Raw genomic sequence first — 24256 nt, forward strand, 5'->3', positions numbered from 1 at the left:
CACGCGCATCACACCGCTGCATAGCGGATCTATCCCTGCGCATTTGCAGGTGCGACTCTAATGAGGGCGTGCTCAGGATGCAATGCAGCAATATCGAAAATGCTGTATAGACGCAACAGTCTGGAAACAAACAATGAACACGAAAATCTTGACTTTGCTACCGGGGATCGCCGTTATTTCGAGGGCCATCGCACCGTTGGTTAACGCAATCCGCGCGATCACACCGCGAACATCACGTCACAAACTCCAAACGACCGACATCATGCTGCCAACTTCATGCGGCATCGAGGGGTAAACGGACTTCGTGCTTGATCTCGCGCAAGGCCACAATCGTGCGAGTCTGACGAATCCCCGGCAGATTAAAAAGAAAGCGATGCAGGAACCGGTCATAGGCCTCCGGGCTTTCCACCAGGATCTTCAACAAAAAATCCGAGTCTCCGGTAACCGCATAACACTCCAGAATCTCCGGCGCATTGCGCACCGAACGCTCGAAATGCTCTACCGTGCTGGCCGAATGCCGCTCGAGACTGATCTGGGCGAACATGCACCCCTGCAACCCGACCTTGGTGCGGTCCACCTGGGCCGAATAACCCAAGATCACGCCAGCGGCCTCCAGCGCCTTCACACGGCGCCACACCGGCGCAGTGGACAAGCCTACCTGCTCGGACAGTTGCTGAGCCGATGCCCGGCCGTCTTCTTGCAAGGCGCGCAGGATACCAATGTCTGTCTTGTCCATTTTTTCCCCTGTTTTCACTCAAAACGAAATGTTTATTTCGAATTATAGGGATTACACGATCCAATAACGCAATAAATCGTCATCCGTGCGCACCTATGATGATCGTAATAATAGGCAGGAGCGACATCATGGACGGCACCCCACTGGATCCGGTCCCGGCAAACGAGCCGGCGTTGGATCTGGACTACCAATTGCAGGACAACCTCACGCGCACAAGTGGCCGCATTTTTCTGACAGGGACTCAAGCCCTGGTGCGCATCCTGTTGGCCCAACGCCGCCGCGATCGTGAGCGCGGGTTGAATACGGCGGGCTTTATTTCGGGGTATCGGGGCTCACCTCTGGGCGGCGTAGACATGGCCATGTGGAAAGCCAAGCCCATTCTCGACGCCCATCAAATCACCTTTCTGCCTGGCATTAACGAAGACATGGCGGCTACTGCCGTCATGGGCACACAACAGGCAGGCGTGCGTGATGATCGCAAAGTCGACGGCGTATTTGCGCTGTGGTACGGCAAAGGCCCCGGCGTAGATCGCGCGGGCGACGCCCTGCACCACGGCAACGCTGCCGGCGCCTCGCGCCATGGCGGCGTGCTGGTGGTTGTCGGCGACGATCACACCGCTGTCTCGTCGTCCATTCCGCATGCGAGCGAGGCCTCGTTGATCGGCTGGCAAATGCCGATCGTGCACCCGGCCTCGATCGACGAATACGAAACCTTTGCCCTCTGGGGCTGGGCCTTGTCGCGTCACAGCGGCGCATGGGTCGCATTCAAAGCTGTCTCCGAAACCATCGAGAGCGGTCAGTCGTACATCCCTGCCCCCAGCGTGCAATACGACATGCCTGCCGATCCCGAATTGCCCCCCGAGGCGTTGGAATACACCGCGCGCGACTTTCTGTCTCCTGCAGTCGAACTGCGCATGCAGACACGCCTGAAAGCCGTGCGCGCTTTTGCACGGCGCCACAGCATCGACAAACTCGTCTGTCCCGCGCCACACGCCACGGTGGGGATCGTCACGGTCGGCAAGGCGCATCTCGACACGCTGGAAGCACTCGCGCATCTGGGCATCAACCCCCACGCCGCGGATGGCCCCGTGCGTATTTACAAGCCGGGACTGACCTGGCCGCTCGATGCCGATCGTCTGTCTGATTTCGCACACGGCCTGTCGCACATCCTGGTCATCGAAGAAAAAGGCGCAGTCGTCGAAAGCCAGATCAAAGACCTGCTTTACAACCGTCCCGAGCGCCCAACCGTCGCAGGCAAGACTGGATGGGACGGCGAATCCTTGATCCCGTCAGCCGGCCAATTACGCCCCTCATTGCTGGCAGCCCCCCTGGCCGCATGGCTGACACGCGCAGCGGGACTGCACCACGTGTCCGTTCCCGCCACGCTGACTTGCGCTGCTCCGCTATCCAATGACGCCGATGGCATGCGCCGACGCCCGTACTTCTGCTCGGGGTGCCCGCACAACAGCTCAACCAAAGTCCCCGAAGGCAGTCAGGCGCTCGCAGGAGTGGGCTGTCATTACATGGCGGCGTGGATGGACCGCAATACCTCCGGCCTGACACAAATGGGGGGTGAGGGGGTCGACTGGATCGGACTCTATAACTATATAGAGATGCCCCATGTCTTTCAGAACATGGGCGAGGGCACGTACTACCACTCCGGCTATCTCGCGATCAGGCAGGCCGTCGCAGCACGGGCCAACATCACATACAAGATTCTGTTCAACGATGCCGTCGCCATGACGGGCGGGCAGCCGGTGGACGGACCGATCTCCGTGCCGCAGATCTGCCAGCAATTGCGCGGCGAGGATGTCGCCCGCATCGTCGTCACCACTGACGAACCTGAAAAATATCAAGGCGTCGAGTTACCTGCCGGCGTGACAGTGCATCACCGGCGCGAACTGGATGCTCTGCAACGCGAACTGCGCGAGACCAAAGGAGTCACGGTCCTGATTCACGACCAGACCTGTGCCGCCGAAAAACGCCGTCGCCGCAAAAAACAACAATTCCCCGACCCCGCGCGGCGGCTGCTGATTAACAGCGCAGTGTGCGAAGGCTGTGGCGACTGCGGAACGCAATCCAATTGCTTATCGATCGTGCCCATGGAGACGCCCTATGGGCGCAAGCGCGCCATCGATCAGTCCAGCTGCAACAAGGACTATTCCTGCGCCGAAGGGTTTTGCCCGAGCTTTGTGTCGGTCATGGGAGGCAAACTGCGCAAGCAGGCTGCACCACGCGAGAGCTCGGCCACGGCAGGCAACGGAGCTTCGAACGCCACCGCGACGGCTGCCACCTCGACGACCGCTGCATGGCATCAAGACGCTGCTGCGGTGCCCATGCCCTCCATTGCCCCCCTCACGCAGCCCTATCGGCTGTTGGTCGCGGGAATGGGCGGCACCGGCGTGATCACCATCGGGGCGATCGTATCCATGACGGCCCATCTGCAAGGCCTCTCAGCCTCAGTCTTGGACCTAACGGGCTTGGCGCAAAAAGGCGGCACGGTCATCAGCCATATCCGGTTGGCGCCCGCGCATGCCGCCAATGGGCCAGTCAGACTGGATTGGCAGCAAGCCGATGCCGCGATTCTGTGCGATCCGGTTGCCGCCACTGCACCTGACGCCTTGGGCGCGCTACGTCATTCCCACACGCAAGCCGTGATCAACACTTACGTTGCACCGGTTTCTGAATTTACCCGCGACCCCGATGCAGCATTACGGCCCGATGCCTTGCTGGCCAAAATCCAGCATGCGGTCGGCGCCAGCCATACTGCCGCCTTGGACGCCCATCACGCTGCGCAAACGCTATTTGGCGACAGCATTCTGTCCAATATGTTCATGTTGGGCTACGCCTGGCAGCGCAACCACGTGCCGCTATCGCATGCTGCACTGGTCCGCGCCATCGAGCTCAATGGAGTCTCGGTACAGGCCAATCGCGATGCTTTTGAAGCCGGCCGGCTCGCCGCGCACAACCCCAAAGCACTGGCGGCGGCTTTACGCCCTGCGGGACAAGTCGTCCAACTGCACATTCCCGAATCGTTCGAGCGCATGGTGTCGCGCCGCGTTCGCGACCTGACCGCCTACCAAGACGCCGGCTATGCGCGCCAGTATCAGCAGCTGGTCGAACGCGTGGCGCAACGCGAACGCGAGGTAGCGCCCTCCTCTCGTTCACCGCGATTGGCCATCGCGGTCGCCCGCAATCTGTTCAAACTGATGGCCTACAAAGACGAGTACGAAGTCGCCCGGCTCTATACAGATGGCACGTTCCAGCAGCAATTGCGCGAACAATTCGAGGGAGACTACACCCTGCGTTTTCACATGGCGCCACCACTGCTGGCACGCAAAGACCCCCACACGGGCATTCCTCGCAAGATTTCCCTGGGCCCCGCGACCCTGACCCTGATGAAAGTCCTGGCACGGTGCAAACGCGTACGGGGGACGTGGCTGGACCTCTTTGGCCGCAGCGAGGAACGCCGGATGGAACGCGACCTGATCGCTCAATATCGCCAGACAGTGGACACCTTGCTCGAGCATTTATCGCCCGCCAATCTGGCCCAGGCCGCCAAGATTGCGGCGCTGCCAGATCAGGTTCGCGGTTTTGGTCACGTCAAAATGGCCAATGTGGCGCAATACCGCAATGCTCTGCAACAGGAACTGCAACATTACGGCTTACCGGCCATGACGGAGATTTCTGTGCGCAGACGCGCGTAAAATAATGACCTGAAGTAATCACTACGCCGCACGCGCCTGATTGGCGCGTGCTTCGCATTTTGTCACGATTAATTAATCCGCCCTCAACAGCTTCTTCTTGTGCCATTCCCCCATTGATCACTAGAATTAGTGCCATACGAGGGGTGGTACACTATATGTAGTGGTCGAAAGCATAGCCAGATTCACTTCATTCTGGCGCGGCCGGGTGTTCTCCCCGCTTAGCTCGACCCTCACGCATTTAGACACATTTAGCACCCGACACGGACCACGCCGTGTCCTTTTACGTTATTTCCACAGGAGCTTCCATGCAGACGACGATCGCCTCTGTGACCCGGCCCTCCGCCGAGCCGCCTTCCCAAACTGCCAAGTCAGCCGACGCGAACGGCGGCCAATGGGCCAGCTATAGCGTCATCCGACGCAATGGCTCGGTTGTCGGCTTTGAGCCCGGCAAAATCGCCATCGCGATGACCAAAGCTTTTCTGGCCGTCAATGGCGGCCAAGGCGCCGCGTCCGCGCGCGTGCGCGAACTGGTCGAAACGCTGACATCCCAATCGGTCAACGCGCTGGTGCGCAACCGCCCCAACGGCGGCACCTTCCATATTGAAGACATCCAGGACCAGGTCGAACTGGCCCTGATGCGCTCGGGTGAGCATGATGTCGCGCGCGCCTACGTGCTGTATCGCGAAAAACGCGCCCAGGAACGCGCCGCCACTCAAGGGCAAAGCAGCCTCACCTCGCCGTCGCAAGGCGAGACCAGCCACCTGAATGTGGTGGAAAACGGCGTGCGCAGCCCGCTGAACCTGAGCGCATTGCGTACCACCATCGAGGCCGCCGGCGAAGGCTTGAGCGAGTTCATCGACACCGAAACCATCCTGAAGGAAACGGTCAAGAACCTGTACGACGGCATCCCCGTCGACGAAGTTTTCAAGTCCGCGATTTTGTCTGCTCGCGCACTCGTCGAAAAAGATCCGGCCTACAGCCAGGTCACGGCACGTCTGCTGCTGCACACGATCCGCAAAGAAGTCCTCGGCGAAGAAGTCTCGCAGGCCAGCATGGCAACTCGCTATGCGGAATATTTCCCCACCTTCGTCCAACGCGGTATCGAAGGCGGCCTGCTCGACCCCAAACTGGGCGAATACGATCTGGCACGCATCGCTGCCGCCCTCGATTCGCGCCGCGATCTGCAGTTCAGCTATCTGGGCCTGCAGACGCTATACGACCGCTACTTCCTGCACATCCGCGGCACTCGCATCGAATTGCCGCAGGTCTTCTTCATGCGCGTCGCCATGGGCCTGGCCCTGCGCGAAACCGATCGCGAAGCACGCGCCATCGAGTTCTACGAGATCCTGTCGTCGTTCGACTTCATGAGTTCGACGCCCACGCTGTTCAACTCGGGCACCCTGCACTCGCAACTGTCGTCGTGCTACCTGACCACCGTGTCCGATGACCTGGAAGGCATCTACGACGCCATCAAGGAAAACGCACTGCTGGCCAAATACGCCGGCGGTCTGGGCAACGACTGGACGCCGGTACGTGCCTTGCGCAGCCACATCAAGGGCACCAACGGTGAAAGCCAGGGCGTTGTGCCGTTCCTGAAAGTCGTCAACGACACCGCTGTCGCAGTGAACCAGGGCGGCAAACGCAAGGGCGCAGTCTGCACCTATCTGGAAACGTGGCACCTGGATATCGAAGAATTCCTGGAACTGCGCAAGAACACCGGCGACGAACGCCGCCGCACGCACGACATGAACACGGCGAACTGGATTCCCGACCTGTTCATGAAGCGCGTCATGGAAAATGGCGAATGGACCTTGTTCTCGCCGTCCGATTGCCCTGACCTGCACGACAAGTACGGCAAAGCGTTCGAACAAGCCTACCTGGGCTACGAAGCCCAAGCCGAACGCGGCGAACTGAAGCTCTTCAAGAAGATGCCCGCCGTGTCGCTGTGGCGCAAGATGCTGTCGATGCTGTTCGAAACCGGCCATCCGTGGATCACCTTCAAAGACCCGTGCAACATCCGTTCGCCGCAGCAGCACGTCGGCGTCGTGCACAGCTCGAACCTGTGCACCGAGATCACGCTGAACACCAACGACTCGGAAATTGCCGTGTGCAACCTGGGTTCGGTGAACCTGGTCGCTCACATGAAACCCGCAGCGGCCGGTGGCTACGAACTCGATCACGACAAGATCAAGCGCACTGTCGGCATCGCCATGCGCATGCTCGACAACGTGATCGACATCAACTACTACGCCGTCAAGAAAGCCAAAGACTCGAACGAACGCCATCGTCCGGTCGGCATGGGCATCATGGGTTTCCAAGATTGCCTGCAAATGATGCGCGTGCCGTACGCGTCGCAATCGGCTGTTGAATTCGCAGATCGCTCGATGGAAGCCGTGTGCTACTACGCATACTGGGCCTCGAACACGCTCGCACAAGAACGTGGCCGCTATCCTTCATACGAAGGCTCGTTGTGGTCGCGCGGCATCTTGCCGCAAGACTCTATCGCGATGCTTCGCGATGAGCGTGATGGTCATGTTGAAGTCGATGATTCGAGCACGCTTGATTGGAATGCGTTGCGTGCAAGCATCAAACAACACGGCATGCGCAACTCGAACTGCATCGCAATCGCCCCAACAGCGACAATTTCCAATATCATTGGTGTATCTGCGTGCATTGAACCTACTTACCAGAACTTGTACGTCAAATCGAATCTCTCCGGCGAGTTCACGGTCGTTAACGATTATCTCGTGCGTGACCTGAAGAAACTCGGTCTCTGGGACGAAGTCATGGTCGCTGACCTCAAGTACTTCGATGGCAGCCTGTCCCGCATCGATCGCGTACCTTCCGAACTTCGCGAACTCTACGCCACTGCGTTCGAAGTCGAACCGCTCTGGCTGGTTGAGTGCGCATCGCGTCGCCAGAAATGGATCGATCAAGCACAATCGCTCAACATCTACATGGCGGGCGCATCGGGCAAGAAACTCGACGACACCTACAAGCTCGCATGGCTGCGTGGCCTGAAGACCACCTACTACCTGCGTACAAAGGGAGCCACCAGCGCTGAAAAATCCACGGGCCGCGGCGGCGAGTTGAACGCCGTGAGCGCGGGCCAGACTGCCGCAGCCGTCGCGGCCGCAGCAGCCCCTGTTTTGCCGGAACCCGAAATTCTCGGGGCGGTTTGCACGATGCGGCCGGGCGATCCCGGTTTCGAAGAGTGCGAAGCCTGCCAGTAATCACAACCGCCTCCGGAGAATTTATTTATGCTTAATTGGGAAGACGACAACCTCGCAACGCAACTGGCTCAAGCCCCCGCTCCCGCGGCGGGCGGACAGCCGGCGGCCACGGCGCAACCGGCGCGCGCATCGACGGGCGCGTTCGCCGATGCCGCGTTGCCTCCTGCGACCCCGCAATCCGACTCGGCACCGGCAAGCGCCGGTGCTGCCGCGCGGCGCGTTCAGGCCGCGGACAAGCGCGTCATCAACGGCGAGACCGACGTCAATCAGTTGGTGCCGTTCAAATACAAATGGGCCTGGGAAAAATACCTGGCCACTTGCGCCAACCACTGGATGCCGCAAGAAATCAACATGTCGCGCGACATCGCGCTTTGGAAAAACCCGAACGGGCTGACCGAAGACGAGCGCCGCATCGTCAAGCGCAACCTGGGTTTCTTCGTCACGGCCGATTCGCTGGCCGCGAACAACATCGTGCTGGGCACCTATCGCCACATCACGGCGCCTGAGTGCCGCCAGTTCCTGCTGCGCCAGGCATTCGAAGAAGCCATTCACACGCATGCATATCAATACATCGTCGAAAGCCTGGGTCTGGACGAAGCCGAGATCTTCAATGCCTACAACGAAGTGCCGTCCATTCGTGCCAAAGACGAGTTCCTGATCCCGTTCATCGACGCGATCGCCGATCCCAACTTCAAAACCGGCACGCCCGAAGCCGACCAGACGTTGTTGAAATCGCTGATCGTGTTTGCGTGCCTCATGGAAGGCCTGTTCTTCTATGTTGGGTTCACGCAGATTCTGGCATTGGGTCGCCAGAACAAAATGACCGGCGCTGCCGAGCAGTACATGTACATCCTGCGCGATGAATCCATGCACTGCAACTTCGGTATCGACCTGATCAACACCGTCAAACTCGAAAATCCTCACTTGTGGACGCCGGAATTTCGCGAAGAAATCCGCGCACTATTCCAAAAGGCAGTAGAACTCGAGTACGCTTACGCCGAAGACACGATGCCGCGTGGTGTATTGGGATTGAACGCTCCTATGTTTAAATCCTACCTGCGCTTCATCGCAAACCGTCGCTGCCAACAGATTGGTCTTGAACCGCTGTACCCTCAGGAAGAAAATCCCTTCCCGTGGATGGCAGAAATGATCGACCTCAAAAAGGAACGAAACTTTTTCGAAACACGCGTGATCGAATACCAGACTGGCGGTACGCTCAGCTGGGAATGACGACCTTCAGGCGAGCCGCGCGCAATGTGATTTGCGCAGCGCCCTGATAACAGCTCCGTCGGCCAGGTATTCGAATACGCAGTACCAAGCAGTAGGCAATCTGAAAAGGTTGCCTACTGGCGCCATTTGAGATGGCTCGCGCGAATCGCGGGGGCCATATCAAATGGCTGTGCCGAATTCATTAGCGCAAACCGTAGTAGCTGTCGCCAGAATGGGGCAGCGGCATGCGCCGATGAATAGCCCGGGCGCCGTCCGTTAACCGACGGAAGGCGGCACGGGTTTACGTTCTGGGACCCCTGAACCTAAGGAGCATGACCATGGCAACAGCCAAAAAGGCCGCAAAGAAAGCGGTAAAGAAAGTTGCAGCCAAGAAGGCCGCAGCTAAGAAAGCCCCGGCCAAAAAGGCCGTGAAGAAAGTCGCCGTGAAGAAGGTCGCGGCTAAAAAGGCAGTCAAGAAAGTTGCAGCCAAGAAACCGGCCGTGAAGAAAACGGCCGCCAAAAAGGCTGTGAAGAAAGCTGTCGCTAAAAAAGCTGTCAAGAAAGCCGTCGCTAAAAAGGCAGTCAAGAAAGCTGTCGCCAAAAAAGCGGTTGCTAAAAAAGCAGTTGCTAAAAAAGCAGTAGCGAAGAAAGCCGTCAAAAAGGCCGTCGCTAAAAAGGCAGTCAAGAAAGCCGTCGCCAAAAAAGCCGTTGCTAAAAAGGCCGTAGCCAAAAAGGCTGTTGCCAAGAAAGCAGCGAAAAAGGCGCCTGCCAAAAAAGCTGCCAAAGCTCCGGCGAAAAAAGCTGCGGCCAAAAAGCCTGCTGCTAAAAAAGCCGCTGCTAAAAAGCCTGCTGCACAACCGACCGCAGCTGCTGCGCAAGGCGCAAAAACCACTGTGAACCCCGCCGCGTCGTGGCCCTTCCCGACGGGTGGCCGTCCGTAATACGGACGGAGCCGTTTACTGCGGTACCCTCAAAGCCGCCTGGCTCACGCCAGGCGGCTTTTTGCTCGGGCGAGGTACCATCCGCCTCACGACACTGCCATATGGCCATGCGACAATTAAAACTATTCTTTTTGGCAGACTGTTCTCATGCTCGGCGATACGCTCCGTTTCCTGCTTGAAATTACCTTTATGTTGTTTGGTGCAGCCTTGATCGGGCGCGCCTGGATCCATGCGGTGCGCCTGCACCCCTTCAACCCGCTGTCTCGCGCCGTTTATCAAGTCACCAACTGGTTGGTGCTGCCCATCCGCAAACTCATCCCTGCAGGCAATACGCTGGACTGGACGAGCCTGGTCGCCGCTTGGCTGACTGCCTTGCTCTATCTCATTTTGATGTGGCTGATTGCCGCGCACACGCTGATCCCCGCAGCGCTATGGCCCGCGGCGCTGGGCGCATCGATATTGCTGGTGGCAAAGTGGACCCTGAATGTCATTGTCTGGCTGACGTTTCTGCAGGCGGTGCTATCGTGGGTACATCCCCTGTCGCCGCTCATGCCATTACTGCAAACGCTGACTGCGCCAATGCTGGAGCCCATACGCCGCATTCTGCCCGGCCGCTCCAGCATCGATTTTTCGCCGCTGGTGCTGTTCATTCTGGCGCAGATCGTATTGATGATGTTGTCTCGCCTGACCTTCAGCTTGATCGGTGTCTGACGCTGGACCTCAGACCTGTCCGTAAATGCACAACGCCCACCTGATGGTGGGCGTTGTTTTTGGCGACGGTTAAATCAATACGGAGCGACGCGGGTCGGACCTGCACCGCTGATCACCTGTACACGCTGCCCGACACTGAACGGCGTATCAGCCTCCTGGGCAACGACACGGGTTTCACCGTTATCCAGGCGGACGGTGATTTCCAGGCCCGAAGCACGGTTTGCGCGGTTTTCTACGGCATTACCCGCGAGTGCACCCAAGATGGCGCCGCCCACCGTGGCGATGGCACGCCCGGTACCCCCGCCGATCGCATTACCGGCCACACCACCCAATGCGCCGCCGGCAATCATGCCTACGCCGCTGGATTTGTCTTCTTCGATTGTGATCGGGCGCACGCTCGTCACGGTGCCATTTCGCACGATTTGCTCTCGCTGCGCCTGATCGTAGCTGTAGACGGAACTGGAGGCGCTGCGATTCGCGCAGCCGCCCAGCACCGCCATCGACGTCACGACGGCAGCCACGGCCAGCCAGCGAGCCGTACGGGGCGCGATGACGGAAGTAGAAAGGGTTCGGCTCATGTGGACTCCTTGGTCGGTAACCACGAATTATTTTATGGATCATACCCCGGCATTGGCCGGAAACAACGGGTGCGAAACAGCGTGCAACTTTTGAACGGCTTATAGTCGAACTCTGTAACGCTTAAGCAAGCCCGCGGGCTGCATTGCACAGTGCACAGTGCTGCACTGCAAACAAGGTCAAACTACTCTCAACTGGCCTGCGAGACGATCTCTAATTTGACTGGCTTCGGAACACCAAGTTCCTAGGCAGGCAGACTGATCCCATAGGCCGCACGCAATTGCGCATCGATTTCCGCTCGGCTGGGCGCATGATTCTGGGGGCCGCGCGACGCGATTTTGATCGATCCCATCACGTTCGCCAAGCGGCAGCTGTCCAGCCAGTTCCAGCCACTGGTGAGCCCATATAACAAGCCTGCACGGTGCGAGTCGCCGCAACCGGTCGGATCGACGACGGCGGCAGCCTGCACCGGCGGCACTTGCACGGTAGTGCCTTCCGTCAGCAGGGTCGACCCTTGTGCGCCACGAGTCACGACAACTGCCTGCATCCGGGCCGCGATCTGTTCCATGCTGCGACCGGTACGCTGCTCGATGACGCCTGCTTCGTAATCGTTGACTGTCAACACCTGAGCCAGGCCCAGCATACGCTCCAGATCGGCGCCGTCAAACAGCGGCATGGCCTGACCCAAGTCAAAGATGAACGGGATCCCCGCTGCGTGCAGGCGTTCGGCGTGCGCAAACATACCTGCTTTGGCGTCAGGTGCGACGATCGCCCACGCCGCCTTGGCGCCGGTGAGGTCGTTCTGGGCAGAGAGCTCCATCGCGCCAGGGTGAAAAGCGGCAATCTGGCTGTCATCCAGGTCAGTCGTAATAAAGCACTGGGCCGTGAACGTGCCGGGCATGACGCGCAACCGCGAGGTATCGATCTGCAGTTTGTTGAAGCGCTCGATATAGTCTGCGGCATCGTCACCGACCGTCGCCACCGGCACGGGTTGCCCGCCCAACAGCTTCAAGTTGTAGGCGATATTGCCTGCGCAGCCGCCAAACTCCTTGCGCATCGTGGGCACGAGAAACGACACGCTGAGCGACTGGATGCGATCGGCCAGGATGTGCTCTTTGAAGCGTCCTTCGAATACCGCGATGGTATCGAATGCCATCGACCCGCAAACCAGAACAGAAGCCGTCATGCTGATTATCCTTCAGGGAAAAAACTTATGGAGCTGAAAACCGTTGACGTGCGGACCGCTCACCTGGATGGGCACAGCGATGTTGAGTTCCGCGCCGGCCTCAAACGGACGCTGCGCCTGCCCCTTAGGCAAGTAATCCTCGGGCAGCAAGACTTTACGTATCACCACGGTATCGGAAAGGTCGCTCAGGTCCAGACGCAATGCAGGCCAAGGCTGCGGCTGCTCGTAGCGGTTGCGCAGCGATGCGCGCAGCACCAGCTTTGTCACCGCATCTTGTTGCGGCGCACCAGCATGGCCGGCAGGCGGCTGCAGCGATGATGAGGTAATGGAAATACGGTCGATATGCCGCGCGTAGCCCACCTCGCACCCTAGCGGCTCGCACAGGCGCACAAGCAGCGGACGTAATTGGGGCGCCATGTCCGCAATGCTCGAACGATAGACAAAAATCAATTGCGCAACGAGCAGCAACAGACCCAGGACGCAGGCATAACCCCACAAGCTGCGCAGGAACGACCGGCGTGCTTGATGATCCGAATCCAGGAACTCTGGCGGTGCGCGGCCCACATCCGTTGTGCCGTGATAACGCGTACGCGACTCCCCCAGAACGGCGGGCCCGCTCTGATCGTCCGGCTCATCCCGCGGATCGAGCTCATCATACCCATCCGGGTCAGCGGATCGCTCGCCTATTCTGAAGACCACCTCGTCCTGATCTACACGGCTCGGCGCATCGTGTTCAACAGGCTCGATATCGGCCTGCATCTCCCGCTCGCTATCCTCGTCGTCATCCGCTTCGGCAACGCCTTCGTTCACGTAGGGGTCATGCCTTGCGATATCCGAACGCCCCCGCAACACGGCCGGCGGCGCGGGCTCTGGCGGTGTTAAATCCCCGGGCACCTCGCCGGGCGCCATGACGGGGGTTGCTGCCGTCGTCGGCAGTCTGTCCGGAATCTGGGCTACCAGACACGCCCGGCCATCGAACACCGTCGCACATTCTCCGCACCGCACCAAGCCATTGCGTACCCGCAACTGATCTGGCACTACCTTGAAAGTGGTACCGCAGTGGGGGCAACGGGTCGTCATGGCCATGGCGATGTCCCTGCTCGTCACGGCTCAGCGTTTGTGCCCATGCAGGCAAACCCAACCATCCCGGGATTGCCAAACCGACATCGCCAACCACGGCGCATACGCAGCGGCGACTTCTTCGGCCTGGCGTTCCAGGACGCCAGACAACACTAATTTTCCGCCAGGCGCCACGCGCCCCGCCAACATCGGCGCCAATACCTTGAGAGGGTTGGACAGGATATTGGCGACAACGACCTGATATGTGCCGTCGGCCAGTCCGTCTGGCAACAGCGCCTGCAATTGCACCTGATTCACGTGCGCATTGTCGGCCGTCGCTTGTACCGCCTGGGGGTCGATATCGACCGCATCGGTTGGCCCGGCGCCCAATTTGCGCGCGGCAATCGCCAAAATCCCGGATCCACATCCGTAGTCGAGGACGGTCGCGCCCGCCGGCAATTCGGCCTCCAGCCAAGCCAGGCACAAATGTGTGGTGGGGTGACTGCCTGTGCCGAATGCCAAGCCAGGATCCAATTCAATATGGATCGCATCGTCGGTCTGCGCCCCGGCCTCAGACACAGCGGGATCATCACGATGCCAACTGGGCACAATCCAGATGCGTTCGCCGATGTGAATCGGACCAAATTGGGATTGCGTCAGCCGCACCCAATCGGCATCAGGGACATCGCGCAGCGACCAGCCACCGAGTTCGATAGGATCCAGCCCGGCCTCGGCCGTGGCTTGTTCGTAGACCTGCGCTGGGTCGGCCCCGTCGGGCAACAATGCGACGACACGGTTGCGATCCCAGGCCTGGACATCGGGCTCTGTACCCGGCTCGCCGAACAAGGGGCGTTCGGCCTCGGTGCCCAGATCGGCGTCTTCGACAGATACTGACAGGACGCCGGCCTCGAGCAGTGCGTCTGATAGCGCCTCGGCCTGCGCCTCGAGACAATGGAGGACGAGTTCACGCATGACGATGTATTCCAGAAAAAATCTGCCGGTTTGCAGCCAAAGAGGGAGCATTTTCGCCTAAAAAGCCCCCACGCCGCCCCAAGGCAAAAAAACGGGCCGCAAAGGCCCGCCTGGCATCAAGGGCGCTGGGCCAGCTTGTGCTCAAGATAATGAATACTGGTGCCGCCCTCGATGAAACGGGCGTCTTGCAGCAACTCGCGATGCAACGGAATGTTGGTGGAAATGCCTTCTACCACCATTTCGGACAACGCGATGCGCATACGAGCCAATGCCTGGTCACGCGTATCGCCATACGTGATGACCTTGGCGATCATCGAATCGTAGTTGGGCGGCACGAAATAACCGTTAAAGGCATGCGAATCGATACGGACGCCAGGACCGCCCGGCGTGTGCCAGTTGGTGATACGGCCCGGGCTGGGCACGAAGCGGAACGGGTCTTCGGCGTTGATACGGCATTCAATGGCGTGGCCCTTGAATTGGATATCGCGCTGACGCAACAGGAATTTTTCGCCCGAGGCGATGAGAATCTGCTGTTGCACGAGATCGATGCCCGTGATCAGTTCCGTGACCGGATGCTCGACCTGAATACGGGTGTTCATTTCGATGAAATAGAACTCGCCGTTTTCGTAGAGAAACTCGAAGGTACCCGCGCCACGATAGCCCATCTTGCGGCAAGCATCGGCGCAACGATCGCCGATACGCTCGATCAGGCGGCGTGCGATGCCTGGAGCCGGCGCTTCTTCGATGACTTTCTGGTGGCGGCGCTGCATAGAGCAATCGCGCTCGCCGAGCCAGACGGCATTACGCCCTCCGTCAGCCAACACCTGGATTTCCACATGGCGAGGATTCTCGAGGAATTTCTCCATGTAGACTTCAGGGTTGTTAAAGGCTGCTCCCGCCTCGGAACGCGTCATGGTGACGGCATTCAACAATGCCGCCTCGGTATACACCACGCGCATGCCACGCCCACCGCCACCGCCCGCCGCCTTGATGATGACGGGATAGCCGACCTCGCGAGCCGCACGCAGGATTTCTTGGGGATCGTCAGGCAACGCGCCCTCGGAGCCCGGCACCACCGGCACGCCGGCCTCGATCATGGCGCGCTTGGCGCTGACCTTGTCGCCCATCAGGCGTATGGTCTCGGGGCGCGGTCCGATGAAAACGAAACCGCTTTTTTCGACGCGGTCGGCAAAATCGGCGTTCTCAGACAGAAAACCGTACCCCGGGTGAATAGCCTCGGAGTCGGTGACCTCGGCCGCCGAAATAATGGCCGGCATGCTCAGGTAGCTTTCACGTGACGGCGCCGGCCCGATACACACGGACTCATCGGCCAAGCGTACGTATTTGGCGTCGCGGTCGGCCTCGGAGTGCACGACCACCGTCTTGATGCCGAGTTCGCGGCAGGCGCGTTGAATGCGCAGCGCGATCTCGCCGCGGTTGGCGATCAGGATTTTTTCAAACATAGGAGCAATCAGCCAATAACGAACAGCGGTTGACCGTATTCGACGGGCTCGCCATTTTCGACGAGGATCTCTTTGATGACGCCGGACTTGTCGGCCTCGATCTCATTGAGGAGCTTCATGGCTTCGATGATGCACAGCGGATCGCCTTCTTTGACGGTCTGGCCGACATCGACAAAGGGCGCGGCGCCGGGGTTCGGCGAACGATAGAAGGTGCCGACCATCGGTGCCTTGACCACGTGGCCTTGCAGGACCGGAGCAGCCTCGGCAGCCGGCGCAGCGGTGCCCGCAGGCGCGGCCGCCACAGGGGAAGGCGCGACGGCTGCTTCGGGGGCATGGTAAGCCACCGGCTGCAGGGTCTGCGAGAACTTGACGATACGAACCTTGCCTTCGCCTTCTGTGATTTCAAGCTCGGCAATGCCCGATTCAGCCACCAAGTCGATCAAGGTCTTGAGTTTTCGGAGATCCATAGAAGCTGCTTCCCGATTAATGTTGCCAACGCGCCTTCAACAGGACCGCGCTGCATCGTATGTGTATATAAAGTAAGGAAAATACTGAGACTGCCACGTCGCAAACGGCACGCGGCACTGGTTAATGCCGCGCCGCATAGCGCACTGCAGCCTCATAGCCGTCTGCGCCCAGACCGCTGATCAGGCCCACGGCCAAGTCAGACAGATAGGAATGCTGCCGGAATGGCTCGCGTTTATACAGGTTCGACAAATGTACTTCAATAAAAGGAATTGCGACCGCCGCCAACGCATCTCGCAACGCCACACTGGTATGGGTGTACGCCGCTGCGTTGATGACGATAAAGTCGGTCCCATCCTGGCGCGCAGCCTGGATGCGATCAACCAATGCACCTTCGTGATTACTCTGCCATGCGGTAAGCCCTACGCCCAATTCCCCGGCCAAGGATTCCAATCCCTGATTGATTTGCGCCAGCGTCAAGCTGCCGTAAATATGGGGTTCGCGTGAACCCAGCAGGTTCAAGTTGGGGCCGTGCAATACCAGGATGTGTTGCGCCATGAGCGTCGCGCCAGAAAACCTGCCGCAAAGTGTCGGCAAAACAGTCGATAAACCGCCTTTTTACGCCTATTCACACCATTTGTCCAACAGATGTCGCAAAGTAACGTTATACGGCATCTTGTGGTAAACGCAGAATCACGTGGTCAAAGTGCTGAGGGTGCGGTCGAGATCGTCAAACTGGATTTGACCCAGTATTTTACGGTTAATGCTGCCATCTGCATTGAAAACCAAGGTAAACGGCAAGCCGCCTGCGGGGTTGCCCAGCGTCCGCAAGGTATCAATGGCACCTGCCTCCATTACTAGCAATGGGTATGAAACCGGCACTTTTTGGAGAAATTGCCGCATGTTCGCGACTTTATCGACGCCAATACCTACAAATTGAATTTGTGGGTATTTTTCCTGCAAAGATTGCAATTCGGGCATCTCTTTGACGCACGGCGCGCACCAGGTGGCCCAGAAATTCACCACGGCCGGGCGCCCCTGCCACTGATCGATACGATGCGGCTTGCCATTCAGATCGGGCAAGGACAAAGTACGCAATGCGGCAACCGGGTCGGCAGTCGATGCCCCAGGCACGTCGGACGGCGCCGACGACGTCGAGGAAGATTGACGCGAGCGATAGGCATAGCCCCCCGCTGCGGCAGCCGCTACCGCGGCTCCAGCATAAAGAAAGAGACGACGATTCATGGCCTGATCATAACCTCAGGTGACGCCATCCGGCAGCCACCCTCTACAATGCGCCCGAGGAGATGATCTATGCACCTGCACATTCTTGGTATTTGCGGCACTTTCATGGGTGGCCTGGCGCTCATCGCACGAGCCGCCGGACATCGCGTCACGGGCTGCGATACCGCTGTCTATCCGCCGATGAGCACTCAACTGGCCGAGCAAGGCATCGAGCTGATCGAGGGATATGGCGCGGACCAGATGTCACTGGCGCCTGATTTATATGTCATCGGCAATGTCGTCACGCGCGGCAATCCGCTCATGGAGGCCATTCTGGATGCCGGCGCACGCTACGTGTCGGGACCGCAATGGCTGGGGGACAACATTCTGCCTGGCGCCCATGTGCTGGCAGTCGCCGGCACGCACGGCAAAACCACGACCAGCTCCATGTTGGCCTGGGTACTCGAGGCGACAGAGCGTCATCCCAATTTCCTGATTGGCGGCGTAGCCAATGATCTGAAGGTCTCGGCTCGCTACGATCCGGCCGTACGGCCGTTTGTCATTGAAGCAGATGAATACGATACGGCGTTTTTCGACAAGCGCTCGAAGTTCGTGCATTACCGCCCCCGCACGGCCATCCTGAACAATCTGGAATACGATCACGCCGATATTTTTCCCGATCTGGCAGCGATCGAGACCCAATTTCATCATTTGGTTCGCACTATCCCCGGCTCGGGCCGCATTGTGCTGCCCACCAAATCCGAGGCGCTGGACCGAGTGATCGCACGCGGCTGCTGGTCAGAAACGGCGAGCTTTGGCGTCGACGGCGCCTGGCAAGCCGGCCCGGCAGATGCAGACGGAGCCTTTGAGGTGCTGCGCGACGGACAGTCTTTGGGCACGGTGCGCTGGACACTCGGCGGTGAACACAATCGCATGAACGCCTTGGCTGCACTGGCAGCCGCCGAGCATGCCGGCGTCGATCCTGCCGATGGCATTGAGGCACTCAGCCGATTCGGCGGTGTCAAACGCCGTATGGAGCTGCGCGGGACCGTCAATGGCGTCAAAGTCTATGACGATTTCGCGCATCATCCCACAGCCATTGAAACGACCCTGGAGGGCCTGCGCCGCCAGGTCGGTGACGCACGCATTCTGGCCGTGCTGGAACCGCGCTCGAATACGATGAAGCTCGGCGCCATGGCGGCGCGCCTGCCCGAGTCGCTGCGACTGGCGGATCAAGTCTTCTGCTTTGGCGCGCGCAGCGGTAAACACGCGCTGGGCTGGAACCCCGACGAGGTCCTGGCCCCACTGGGAACGCGCGCCAGCAGCTATGATGATCTGGACGCGCTGGTGGCCGCAGTGGCCCAGGCAGCACGCCCCGGCGATCACGTGCTCGTCATGAGCAACGGCGGCTTTGGCGGCGTGCACGGCAAACTGCTCGACGCGCTGGCGCAACGCACTGGCGCCTAGCGCGCTCAGGACTCATCATGATTTTGTATCTGCACGGTTTTCGCTCCTCGCCAGATTCGTTCAAGGCCCGACTGATGGCGCAAGCCCTCGCCGATCGCGGCCAGGCGGGCGAGCGCAACTGGCAATGCCCGCAACTGCCCGCCAGCCCCAAGGCTGCGCTGGACCTGGCAATCGGCTTGGCGCAGCGCCAATTGGCGACGGCGGCGTCCCCTCGCGACCTGACGATTATCGGGTCGTCTCTGGGCGGTTACTATGCCACCTGGCTCGCCGAACAACTGGACTGCAAAGCCGTGCTGCTCAATCCCGCGGTCGAGGCGCCACGCGATTTGGCCACACAGGTAGGCCAGCACCGCCTGTATCATTCCGACGCTCCATTTGAGTTTCGGGCCGAGTATGTGGCCGAATTGGCCGCCGCCTACGTGCCCGCCATCACCCAGCCCGAGCGCTATTTTTTGATAGCGGCTACGGGCGACGAAGTGCTCGATTGGCGAGAAATGCGTGATCGCTATGCGGGCTGCCGCCAGCGCATCGTCCCGGGTAGCGATCATGGGCTGTCGGATTTTGCACAATGGCTGCCCGAGGTGTTGGATTTCGCGGAATCAGACTCAAATTAGATAACCAAGCGCCTGCGCTCAAGGAACGTCGAGCCGATTCAGGTTCCTCACTCGCAGGGGGAAGGACTGTGCGGTGCTCGGTCCGGGATGTGCTTTCAAGATAGGTCTGCGCGGATGATGCCGCGCGCTCGATGGACGAATTATGTACGTGTTTTACGAAGAAGACGGCGGCTTCAAGGCTGGCAACATCATGTCGGAAACCGACGCCAGCCTGCAAGTGGAGTCGGAGTCGGGCAAGCGCAGCAAGATCAAGCGCGCCAATGTCCTGTTCACCTTTGCCGATCCGGCGCCTGCCGCACTGCTGACGCAAGCCGCACAGGACGCAGAAGCCCTGGATCTGCAGTTCTTGTGGGAATGTGCGCCGCAGGAAGAATTCGACTCGGCAGCACTGGCCGCCGACTATTTCGGCCACACGCCCTCCGCTGTGGAACGCGCCGCGTTGCTGATGCGCCTGCACAGTGCGCCCGCCTATTTTCACCGCCGCGGCAAAGGCACCTACCGCCCCGCCCCGCCCGAGATCCTGGCAGCGGCGCTGGCGGCCCTGGAAAAGAAGCAGAAACAAGCTGAGCAGCAACAGCAATGGGTGGACGACATGGCCGCAGGCCGCCTGCCCGACGAGATTGCCCAAGTCGCGGAAACGCTGCTGATTCGCCCCGACAAGAACAGCATGCCATGGAAAGCGCTGGACGCGGCCTGCGCACGGCTGCAAAAAAGCCCGGACCGCTTATTGTTGGAGTTAGGCGCATGGCCGCATGCGCTGGCTCTGCACAAGCGCCGTTTTCTGGCCACGCATTTCCCGCGCGGCACGGGCTTTCCAGACACGCCTATCCCTGCGCTGGCACGCGAACTGCCGCTGGCGGATGCGGAAATCTATTCTGTGGATGACATCACCACCACAGAGATCGATGATGCGCTGTCGGTAACGTCGCTGCCCGATGGGAAAATCCGCGTCGGCATCCACGTCGCCGCTCCCGGCCTGTCGGTCACACGCGATAGCGATCTGGACAAACTGGCGCGTGCTCGCCTGTCCACGGTTTACATGCCGGGCGAAAAAATCCCCATGCAGCCGGACCATGTGATTCAGGCGTTCTCGCTGGACGCGGGGCGCGAAGTCCCTGCCCTGTCTTTATATGTGACCGCAGATCCGGCGACCGGCGAGATCGCGGAAACCGAAACGCGGATAGAACGCGTCGTGTTGCGTGCCAACCTGCGCCACAACGAATTGGACGGCCAGATCACCGAAGCCGCGCTGAACGATCCCGATGCCCCGCTGCCCTACGGACACTGGATGCGTCCGCTCTGGCAATTGGCCATGGCGCTGTCGGCCCAGCGCGATGCGGTCCGCGGCAAACCCGAAAACAACTCGCGGGTCGAGTACAGCTTTTACCTGGACGGCGATCCAGACGATCCGGACACGCCGGTACGGCTGGTGCCTCGTCAGCGCAACGCGCCGCTGGACCGCCTGGTCGCCGAATACATGATCCTGGCCAACAACGTGTGGGGCGGCGTGCTGAACCAGCACGGCGTGCCCGGTATTTACCGGTCCCAACAAGCCGGCCGGGTACGGATGAGTACTCAGGCCCTGCCGCACGAGGCCATCGGGGTGCCGCAGTATGCCTGGAGCACGTCGCCATTGCGCCGCTATGTCGACCTGGTGAACCAATGGCAGCTGATTGCCGCCGTGGAACACGGCGTATCTGCGCGTCTGGTGGCGCCTTTCAAACCACGCGATGCCGATTTGTTCGCCATCATCGGCGCCTTTGACGCGCAATATGCTGCCTGGAGCGATTTCCAGAACAGCATGGAACGCTATTGGTGCCTGCGTTGGCTGCAACAACAAGGCGTCACCCGCGTCGTCGCGAATGTATTGCGGGACGATCTGGTTCGCCTCAGTAATGCGCCGTTGGTCACGCGCGTTGGGGGTCTGCCCGAGCTCGAGCGCGGCGCAGCGGTGGAACTCGACATCCTGGGTTTTGACGAGTTGGGATTAGAGCTGGATTGCCGGTACGTAGGCCCGGCAACCCCCGCCTGATCTAAAATGCCCCCGTGCAACGCTCTGTTAATTTGTATTCGACGCGGGGCGGATTATTGCGCTGGCTCAGCGCGCCCGCCCAGCACTATTTGCGGATCGGCCTGGCGATCTCGCTCTTGCTGCACGCCGGTGCGCTGGCGTGGCGTCTGAGCACGCCCACTGCCAGCCGGCCTAAACAGGCACCGCTGGAGATCACGCTGGTCAATGCCCGCACCGAGCTGGCCCCTGCCCAGGCTCAAGTTATCGCGCAGAATCACGTGGATGGCGGCGGCAACGCCGACCGCGGGGTGGCCGCCACGCCCTTGCCTCGTACCGGCGATTCAGGCGAGACGATTGTGCTGCAGGCCATGCGCAAACGTCAGACCCAGCTCGAGGCCGAACAAATGCGGCTGCTGACCCAATTGCAGTCCCAGGCCACGGTCGGCACCGAGCGACAATCGGTGTACCCCTGGCCCGACGCCACGGTAGATGGCGAAGACGTGCACGAGCAGCCAGGCGTCGTACAGAACGCCCAGGTCGCCACGCTGGCCTCGCGCATCCAGTCCTATAACGCCCAGCCGCGTAAAACCTTCGTCGCGCCGTCGGCACAGGCCTCGCACTATGCCGCGTACCTGGACAGTTGGCGCTCGCGCGTCGAGGCCATCGGCACCCGTCATTACCCGGAACAGGCACGCGGCCGGCTATATGGTTCGCTGCAAATCACCGTTTCCATCCGCGCCGACGGCAGCGTCGCGTCGGTCGACATCGACCGGCCCTCGCAGCATGCCGTGCTGAACCAGGCGGCGCGGCGTATCGTGCAGTTGGCGTCACCGTTCCCCCCATTACCAGCCGACATCGCCAGCGAAACGGACATACTGGTCATTACGAGGACCTGGCATTTCGTCAACGACACCTTGCAAACCCAGGCCCCATGATTTTTGCGTAAGCTACTCCCTTGAACTGAATACCTGTGTAAGCCGACGCGACATCCGGCCCGACGAACCAGCTACTAAGCCCACGACTCAGATAACGCAGATGACCTCGTCCAGCTCCTTACCCCGCTACGCCGTCATCGGCAACCCCGTGGCACATAGCAAATCGCCCCATATTCACGCGCTGTTTTCGGCACAGACGGGCAAACCGCTGCAATACGAACCGCTGCTGGCGCCAGTGGATGGATTCGCCGCAACGGTACAAGCCTTTCGCGAACAGGGCGGCTTGGGACTGAATGTCACCGTACCATTCAAAGCGGAGGCCTTCGAATTGGCCCGCGCCCATTTGAGCGAACGCGCTCGCCTGGCAGGTGCGGTCAACACCCTATGGCTGCAGGATAACGCCTGGCATGGCTGCAATACCGATGGTGTCGGGCTGGTTGGTGATCTGCTGCGGTTGGGGGTGACCTTGGCCGGCGCGCGTGTCTTGCTGGTTGGCGCCGGAGGCGCTGCGCGGGGCGTGCTGCAACCCTTGGCCGATCAGGGATGCGGCCAGCTGCATATCGTCAACCGCACCGCTGCACGCGCTCACGAACTGGTCGCGTCCTGGCCTACTGGCGCAACGCCCCATACCCGCGTCACTGCAGGCGCCTTGGCAGAGGCCGGCACGGCTGGCGGCTGGGACGTCGTCATCAACGCCACGGCCAGCAGCCTGCAAGGCGCGGCGCCTGATCTGCCACATGGCCTCTATGCCCCCAATGCGCTTGCCTACGACATGATGTACGCCGCCACGCCCACCGCGTTCATGCAGCAGGCGACAGCCGACGGCGCCGCACGCACTGCCGATGGTTTGGGCATGCTGGTCGGTCAGGCCGCGGAGAGTTTTCTGATCTGGCATGGGGTACGCCCCGACCCTGCACCGGTGCTCGCCACCTTGCGCGCCGCATTGTTGGCCAAGGGCTGACCCCGGATGGCGACGCGCAACTCGACTATTGGCCGCATTCGTTGGGGCCGGGTGATCGGAGCCGGCCTGATGGCCGTGTTGTGCCTGCTGATCATTTATCAGTTGTGGATGTTCTGCCTGGTTGTCTGGTATGCCTACCGGGACCCCGGCAGCAGTGCCGTCATGCGCCAAGAGTTATCGCGCCTGCGCGAAACCAATCCGCACGCCGAGTTGCAATATCAATGGGTCCCCTATGACAAGATCAGCACGTCGTTAAAACGCGCAGTGATCGCCTCAGAAGACGCCAACTTTACAGAACATGATGGCGTCGAGTGGGACGCTATCCGCAAAGCGTGGGAATACAACCAACGCCAGGCGGAAAGAGGCGGCGGCAAAATGCGCGGCGGCTCGACCATTACGCAGCAACTGGCCAAAAACCTGTTCCTGTCCAGCTCGCGCAGTTACGTGCGCAAGGGCGAGGAACTGGTGCTGACCTATATGATCGAGCACGTGATGTCCAAGGAGCGTATTCTGGAGCTGTATCTGAATGTGGCCGAATGGGGCGAAGGCGTCTTTGGCGCCGAGGCTGCCGCACGTCACTATTACAAGACCAGTGCGGGCGGCCTGGGTGCCTCGCAGTCTGCCCGTCTGGCAGCGATGCTGCCCAATCCACGTTATTACGACAAGCACCGCAACACCAGTTACCTGAATTCACGTACGGCTACATTGACGCGCCGTATGCGACTGGTTGACATTCCTTAACCCAGGGGAAACCTCCTATCTCGTTCCGTCGACGCAAAACATCCC

General features: G+C 60.2%; 20 protein-coding genes. 11 read left to right on the top strand and 9 right to left on the bottom strand.

Annotated elements, in window-relative coordinates; translation table 11 throughout:
- Positions 1-274 precede the first annotated feature (274 nt).
- The gene (locus tag ACYVI2_RS28445; RefSeq protein ID WP_415807445.1) at positions 275-736 is read right to left on the bottom strand and encodes an Lrp/AsnC family transcriptional regulator; all 462 of its coding nucleotides are present in this window, start codon (positions 734-736) and stop codon (positions 275-277) included.
- Positions 737-879: 143 nt separating this feature from the next.
- On the opposite strand from ACYVI2_RS28445, the gene ACYVI2_RS28450 reads away from it, so the two are divergent.
- From ACYVI2_RS28450 to ACYVI2_RS28470, 5 genes are all read left to right on the top strand, one after another.
- Positions 880-4443, top strand: coding sequence for an indolepyruvate ferredoxin oxidoreductase family protein (locus tag ACYVI2_RS28450; RefSeq protein WP_415819284.1), 3564 nt, complete (start codon positions 880-882; stop codon positions 4441-4443).
- 305 nt (positions 4444-4748) lie between these two features.
- Positions 4749-7676, top strand: a complete 2928-nt coding sequence (locus ACYVI2_RS28455; protein WP_415819156.1) for a ribonucleoside-diphosphate reductase subunit alpha — start codon at positions 4749-4751, stop codon at positions 7674-7676.
- Between the two features lie 27 nt (positions 7677-7703).
- Positions 7704-8906, top strand: coding sequence for a ribonucleotide-diphosphate reductase subunit beta (locus tag ACYVI2_RS28460; RefSeq protein ID WP_415819155.1), 1203 nt, complete (start codon positions 7704-7706; stop codon positions 8904-8906).
- A gap of 317 nt (positions 8907-9223) precedes the next feature.
- Positions 9224-9826 carry a histone H1-like DNA-binding protein gene (locus ACYVI2_RS28465; protein ID WP_415819154.1) on the top strand — a complete coding sequence of 201 codons (603 nt, stop codon included), beginning with the start codon at positions 9224-9226 and terminating at the stop codon, positions 9824-9826.
- 147 nt (positions 9827-9973) lie between these two features.
- Positions 9974-10537, top strand: a complete 564-nt coding sequence (locus ACYVI2_RS28470) for a YggT family protein (protein WP_415819153.1) — start codon at positions 9974-9976, stop codon at positions 10535-10537.
- A gap of 74 nt (positions 10538-10611) precedes the next feature.
- On the opposite strand, the gene ACYVI2_RS28475 is transcribed toward ACYVI2_RS28470, so the two are convergent.
- From ACYVI2_RS28475 to ACYVI2_RS28510, 8 genes are all read right to left on the bottom strand, one after another.
- Positions 10612-11115, bottom strand: coding sequence for an outer membrane lipoprotein (locus ACYVI2_RS28475; RefSeq protein WP_415819152.1), 504 nt, complete (start codon positions 11113-11115; stop codon positions 10612-10614).
- A gap of 242 nt (positions 11116-11357) precedes the next feature.
- On the bottom strand, positions 11358-12299 hold the full coding sequence (locus ACYVI2_RS28480; protein ID WP_415819151.1) for a carbohydrate kinase family protein: 942 nt from the start codon (positions 12297-12299) through the stop codon (positions 11358-11360).
- Positions 12300-12311: 12 nt separating this feature from the next.
- Entirely contained in the window at positions 12312-13385 is a 1074-nt protein-coding gene (locus tag ACYVI2_RS28485) for a DUF3426 domain-containing protein (protein WP_415819150.1), read from the bottom strand.
- A 24-nt stretch (positions 13386-13409) separates the two neighbouring features.
- A complete protein-coding gene (gene prmA, locus ACYVI2_RS28490; protein ID WP_415819149.1) occupies positions 13410-14330 on the bottom strand; it encodes a 50S ribosomal protein L11 methyltransferase in 921 nt (306 codons plus the stop codon).
- Between the two features lie 116 nt (positions 14331-14446).
- Positions 14447-15793 (bottom strand): acetyl-CoA carboxylase biotin carboxylase subunit, encoded by a 1347-nt coding sequence (gene accC, locus ACYVI2_RS28495; protein ID WP_415819148.1) that lies wholly within the window; start codon positions 15791-15793, stop codon positions 14447-14449.
- Between the two features lie 8 nt (positions 15794-15801).
- The gene (accB, locus tag ACYVI2_RS28500) at positions 15802-16260 is read right to left on the bottom strand and encodes an acetyl-CoA carboxylase biotin carboxyl carrier protein (RefSeq protein ID WP_415819147.1); all 459 of its coding nucleotides are present in this window, start codon (positions 16258-16260) and stop codon (positions 15802-15804) included.
- 121 nt (positions 16261-16381) lie between these two features.
- Positions 16382-16816, bottom strand: coding sequence for a type II 3-dehydroquinate dehydratase (gene aroQ, locus ACYVI2_RS28505; protein WP_094819767.1), 435 nt, complete (start codon positions 16814-16816; stop codon positions 16382-16384).
- A 135-nt stretch (positions 16817-16951) separates the two neighbouring features.
- Positions 16952-17503 carry a TlpA family protein disulfide reductase gene (locus ACYVI2_RS28510; protein ID WP_415819146.1) on the bottom strand — a complete coding sequence of 184 codons (552 nt, stop codon included), beginning with the start codon at positions 17501-17503 and terminating at the stop codon, positions 16952-16954.
- A 69-nt stretch (positions 17504-17572) separates the two neighbouring features.
- Between ACYVI2_RS28510 and mpl the strand changes: the two genes are divergently transcribed.
- From mpl to mtgA, 6 genes are all read left to right on the top strand, one after another.
- A complete protein-coding gene (mpl, locus tag ACYVI2_RS28515) occupies positions 17573-18949 on the top strand; it encodes a UDP-N-acetylmuramate:L-alanyl-gamma-D-glutamyl-meso-diaminopimelate ligase (RefSeq protein WP_415819145.1) in 1377 nt (458 codons plus the stop codon).
- A 17-nt stretch (positions 18950-18966) separates the two neighbouring features.
- On the top strand, positions 18967-19563 hold the full coding sequence (locus tag ACYVI2_RS28520) for a YqiA/YcfP family alpha/beta fold hydrolase (protein WP_415819144.1): 597 nt from the start codon (positions 18967-18969) through the stop codon (positions 19561-19563).
- A gap of 142 nt (positions 19564-19705) precedes the next feature.
- On the top strand, positions 19706-21595 hold the full coding sequence (locus tag ACYVI2_RS28525; RefSeq protein WP_415819143.1) for a ribonuclease catalytic domain-containing protein: 1890 nt from the start codon (positions 19706-19708) through the stop codon (positions 21593-21595).
- A gap of 14 nt (positions 21596-21609) precedes the next feature.
- On the top strand, positions 21610-22509 hold the full coding sequence (locus ACYVI2_RS28530) for an energy transducer TonB (RefSeq protein ID WP_415819142.1): 900 nt from the start codon (positions 21610-21612) through the stop codon (positions 22507-22509).
- Positions 22510-22609: 100 nt separating this feature from the next.
- Complete coding sequence (aroE, locus tag ACYVI2_RS28535; protein WP_415819141.1) at positions 22610-23470, top strand: shikimate dehydrogenase; 861 nt, start codon at positions 22610-22612, stop codon at positions 23468-23470.
- 6 nt (positions 23471-23476) lie between these two features.
- Positions 23477-24211 (top strand): monofunctional biosynthetic peptidoglycan transglycosylase, encoded by a 735-nt coding sequence (mtgA, locus tag ACYVI2_RS28540; RefSeq protein WP_415819140.1) that lies wholly within the window; start codon positions 23477-23479, stop codon positions 24209-24211.
- Positions 24212-24256: the final 45 nt, after the last annotated feature.

The organism is Bordetella tumbae, assembly GCF_054780995.1.

What these genes read in the sequence shown, in the direction of transcription:
- ACYVI2_RS28445 (WP_415807445.1), bottom strand. Translation starts at nt 736, where the DNA reads ATGGACAAGACAGACATTGGTATCCTGCGCGCCTTGCAAGAAGACGGC.
- ACYVI2_RS28470 (WP_415819153.1), top strand. Translation starts at nt 9,974, where the DNA reads ATGCTCGGCGATACGCTCCGTTTCCTGCTTGAAATTACCTTTATGTTG.
- aroQ (WP_094819767.1), bottom strand. Translation starts at nt 16,816, where the DNA reads ATGGCGCAACACATCCTGGTATTGCACGGCCCCAACTTGAACCTGCTG.
- accB (WP_415819147.1), bottom strand. Translation starts at nt 16,260, where the DNA reads ATGGATCTCCGAAAACTCAAGACCTTGATCGACTTGGTGGCTGAATCG.
- ACYVI2_RS28485 (WP_415819150.1), bottom strand. Translation starts at nt 13,385, where the DNA reads ATGGCCATGACGACCCGTTGCCCCCACTGCGGTACCACTTTCAAGGTA.
- ACYVI2_RS28510 (WP_415819146.1), bottom strand. Translation starts at nt 17,503, where the DNA reads ATGAATCGTCGTCTCTTTCTTTATGCTGGAGCCGCGGTAGCGGCTGCC.
- ACYVI2_RS28460 (WP_415819155.1), top strand. Translation starts at nt 7,704, where the DNA reads ATGCTTAATTGGGAAGACGACAACCTCGCAACGCAACTGGCTCAAGCC.
- ACYVI2_RS28455 (WP_415819156.1), top strand. Translation starts at nt 4,749, where the DNA reads ATGCAGACGACGATCGCCTCTGTGACCCGGCCCTCCGCCGAGCCGCCT.
- ACYVI2_RS28480 (WP_415819151.1), bottom strand. Translation starts at nt 12,299, where the DNA reads ATGACGGCTTCTGTTCTGGTTTGCGGGTCGATGGCATTCGATACCATC.
- accC (WP_415819148.1), bottom strand. Translation starts at nt 15,793, where the DNA reads ATGTTTGAAAAAATCCTGATCGCCAACCGCGGCGAGATCGCGCTGCGC.
- mpl (WP_415819145.1), top strand. Translation starts at nt 17,573, where the DNA reads ATGCACCTGCACATTCTTGGTATTTGCGGCACTTTCATGGGTGGCCTG.
- ACYVI2_RS28475 (WP_415819152.1), bottom strand. Translation starts at nt 11,115, where the DNA reads ATGAGCCGAACCCTTTCTACTTCCGTCATCGCGCCCCGTACGGCTCGC.
- aroE (WP_415819141.1), top strand. Translation starts at nt 22,610, where the DNA reads ATGACCTCGTCCAGCTCCTTACCCCGCTACGCCGTCATCGGCAACCCC.
- mtgA (WP_415819140.1), top strand. Translation starts at nt 23,477, where the DNA reads ATGGCGACGCGCAACTCGACTATTGGCCGCATTCGTTGGGGCCGGGTG.
- ACYVI2_RS28520 (WP_415819144.1), top strand. Translation starts at nt 18,967, where the DNA reads ATGATTTTGTATCTGCACGGTTTTCGCTCCTCGCCAGATTCGTTCAAG.
- ACYVI2_RS28465 (WP_415819154.1), top strand. Translation starts at nt 9,224, where the DNA reads ATGGCAACAGCCAAAAAGGCCGCAAAGAAAGCGGTAAAGAAAGTTGCA.
- prmA (WP_415819149.1), bottom strand. Translation starts at nt 14,330, where the DNA reads ATGCGTGAACTCGTCCTCCATTGTCTCGAGGCGCAGGCCGAGGCGCTA.
- ACYVI2_RS28525 (WP_415819143.1), top strand. Translation starts at nt 19,706, where the DNA reads ATGTACGTGTTTTACGAAGAAGACGGCGGCTTCAAGGCTGGCAACATC.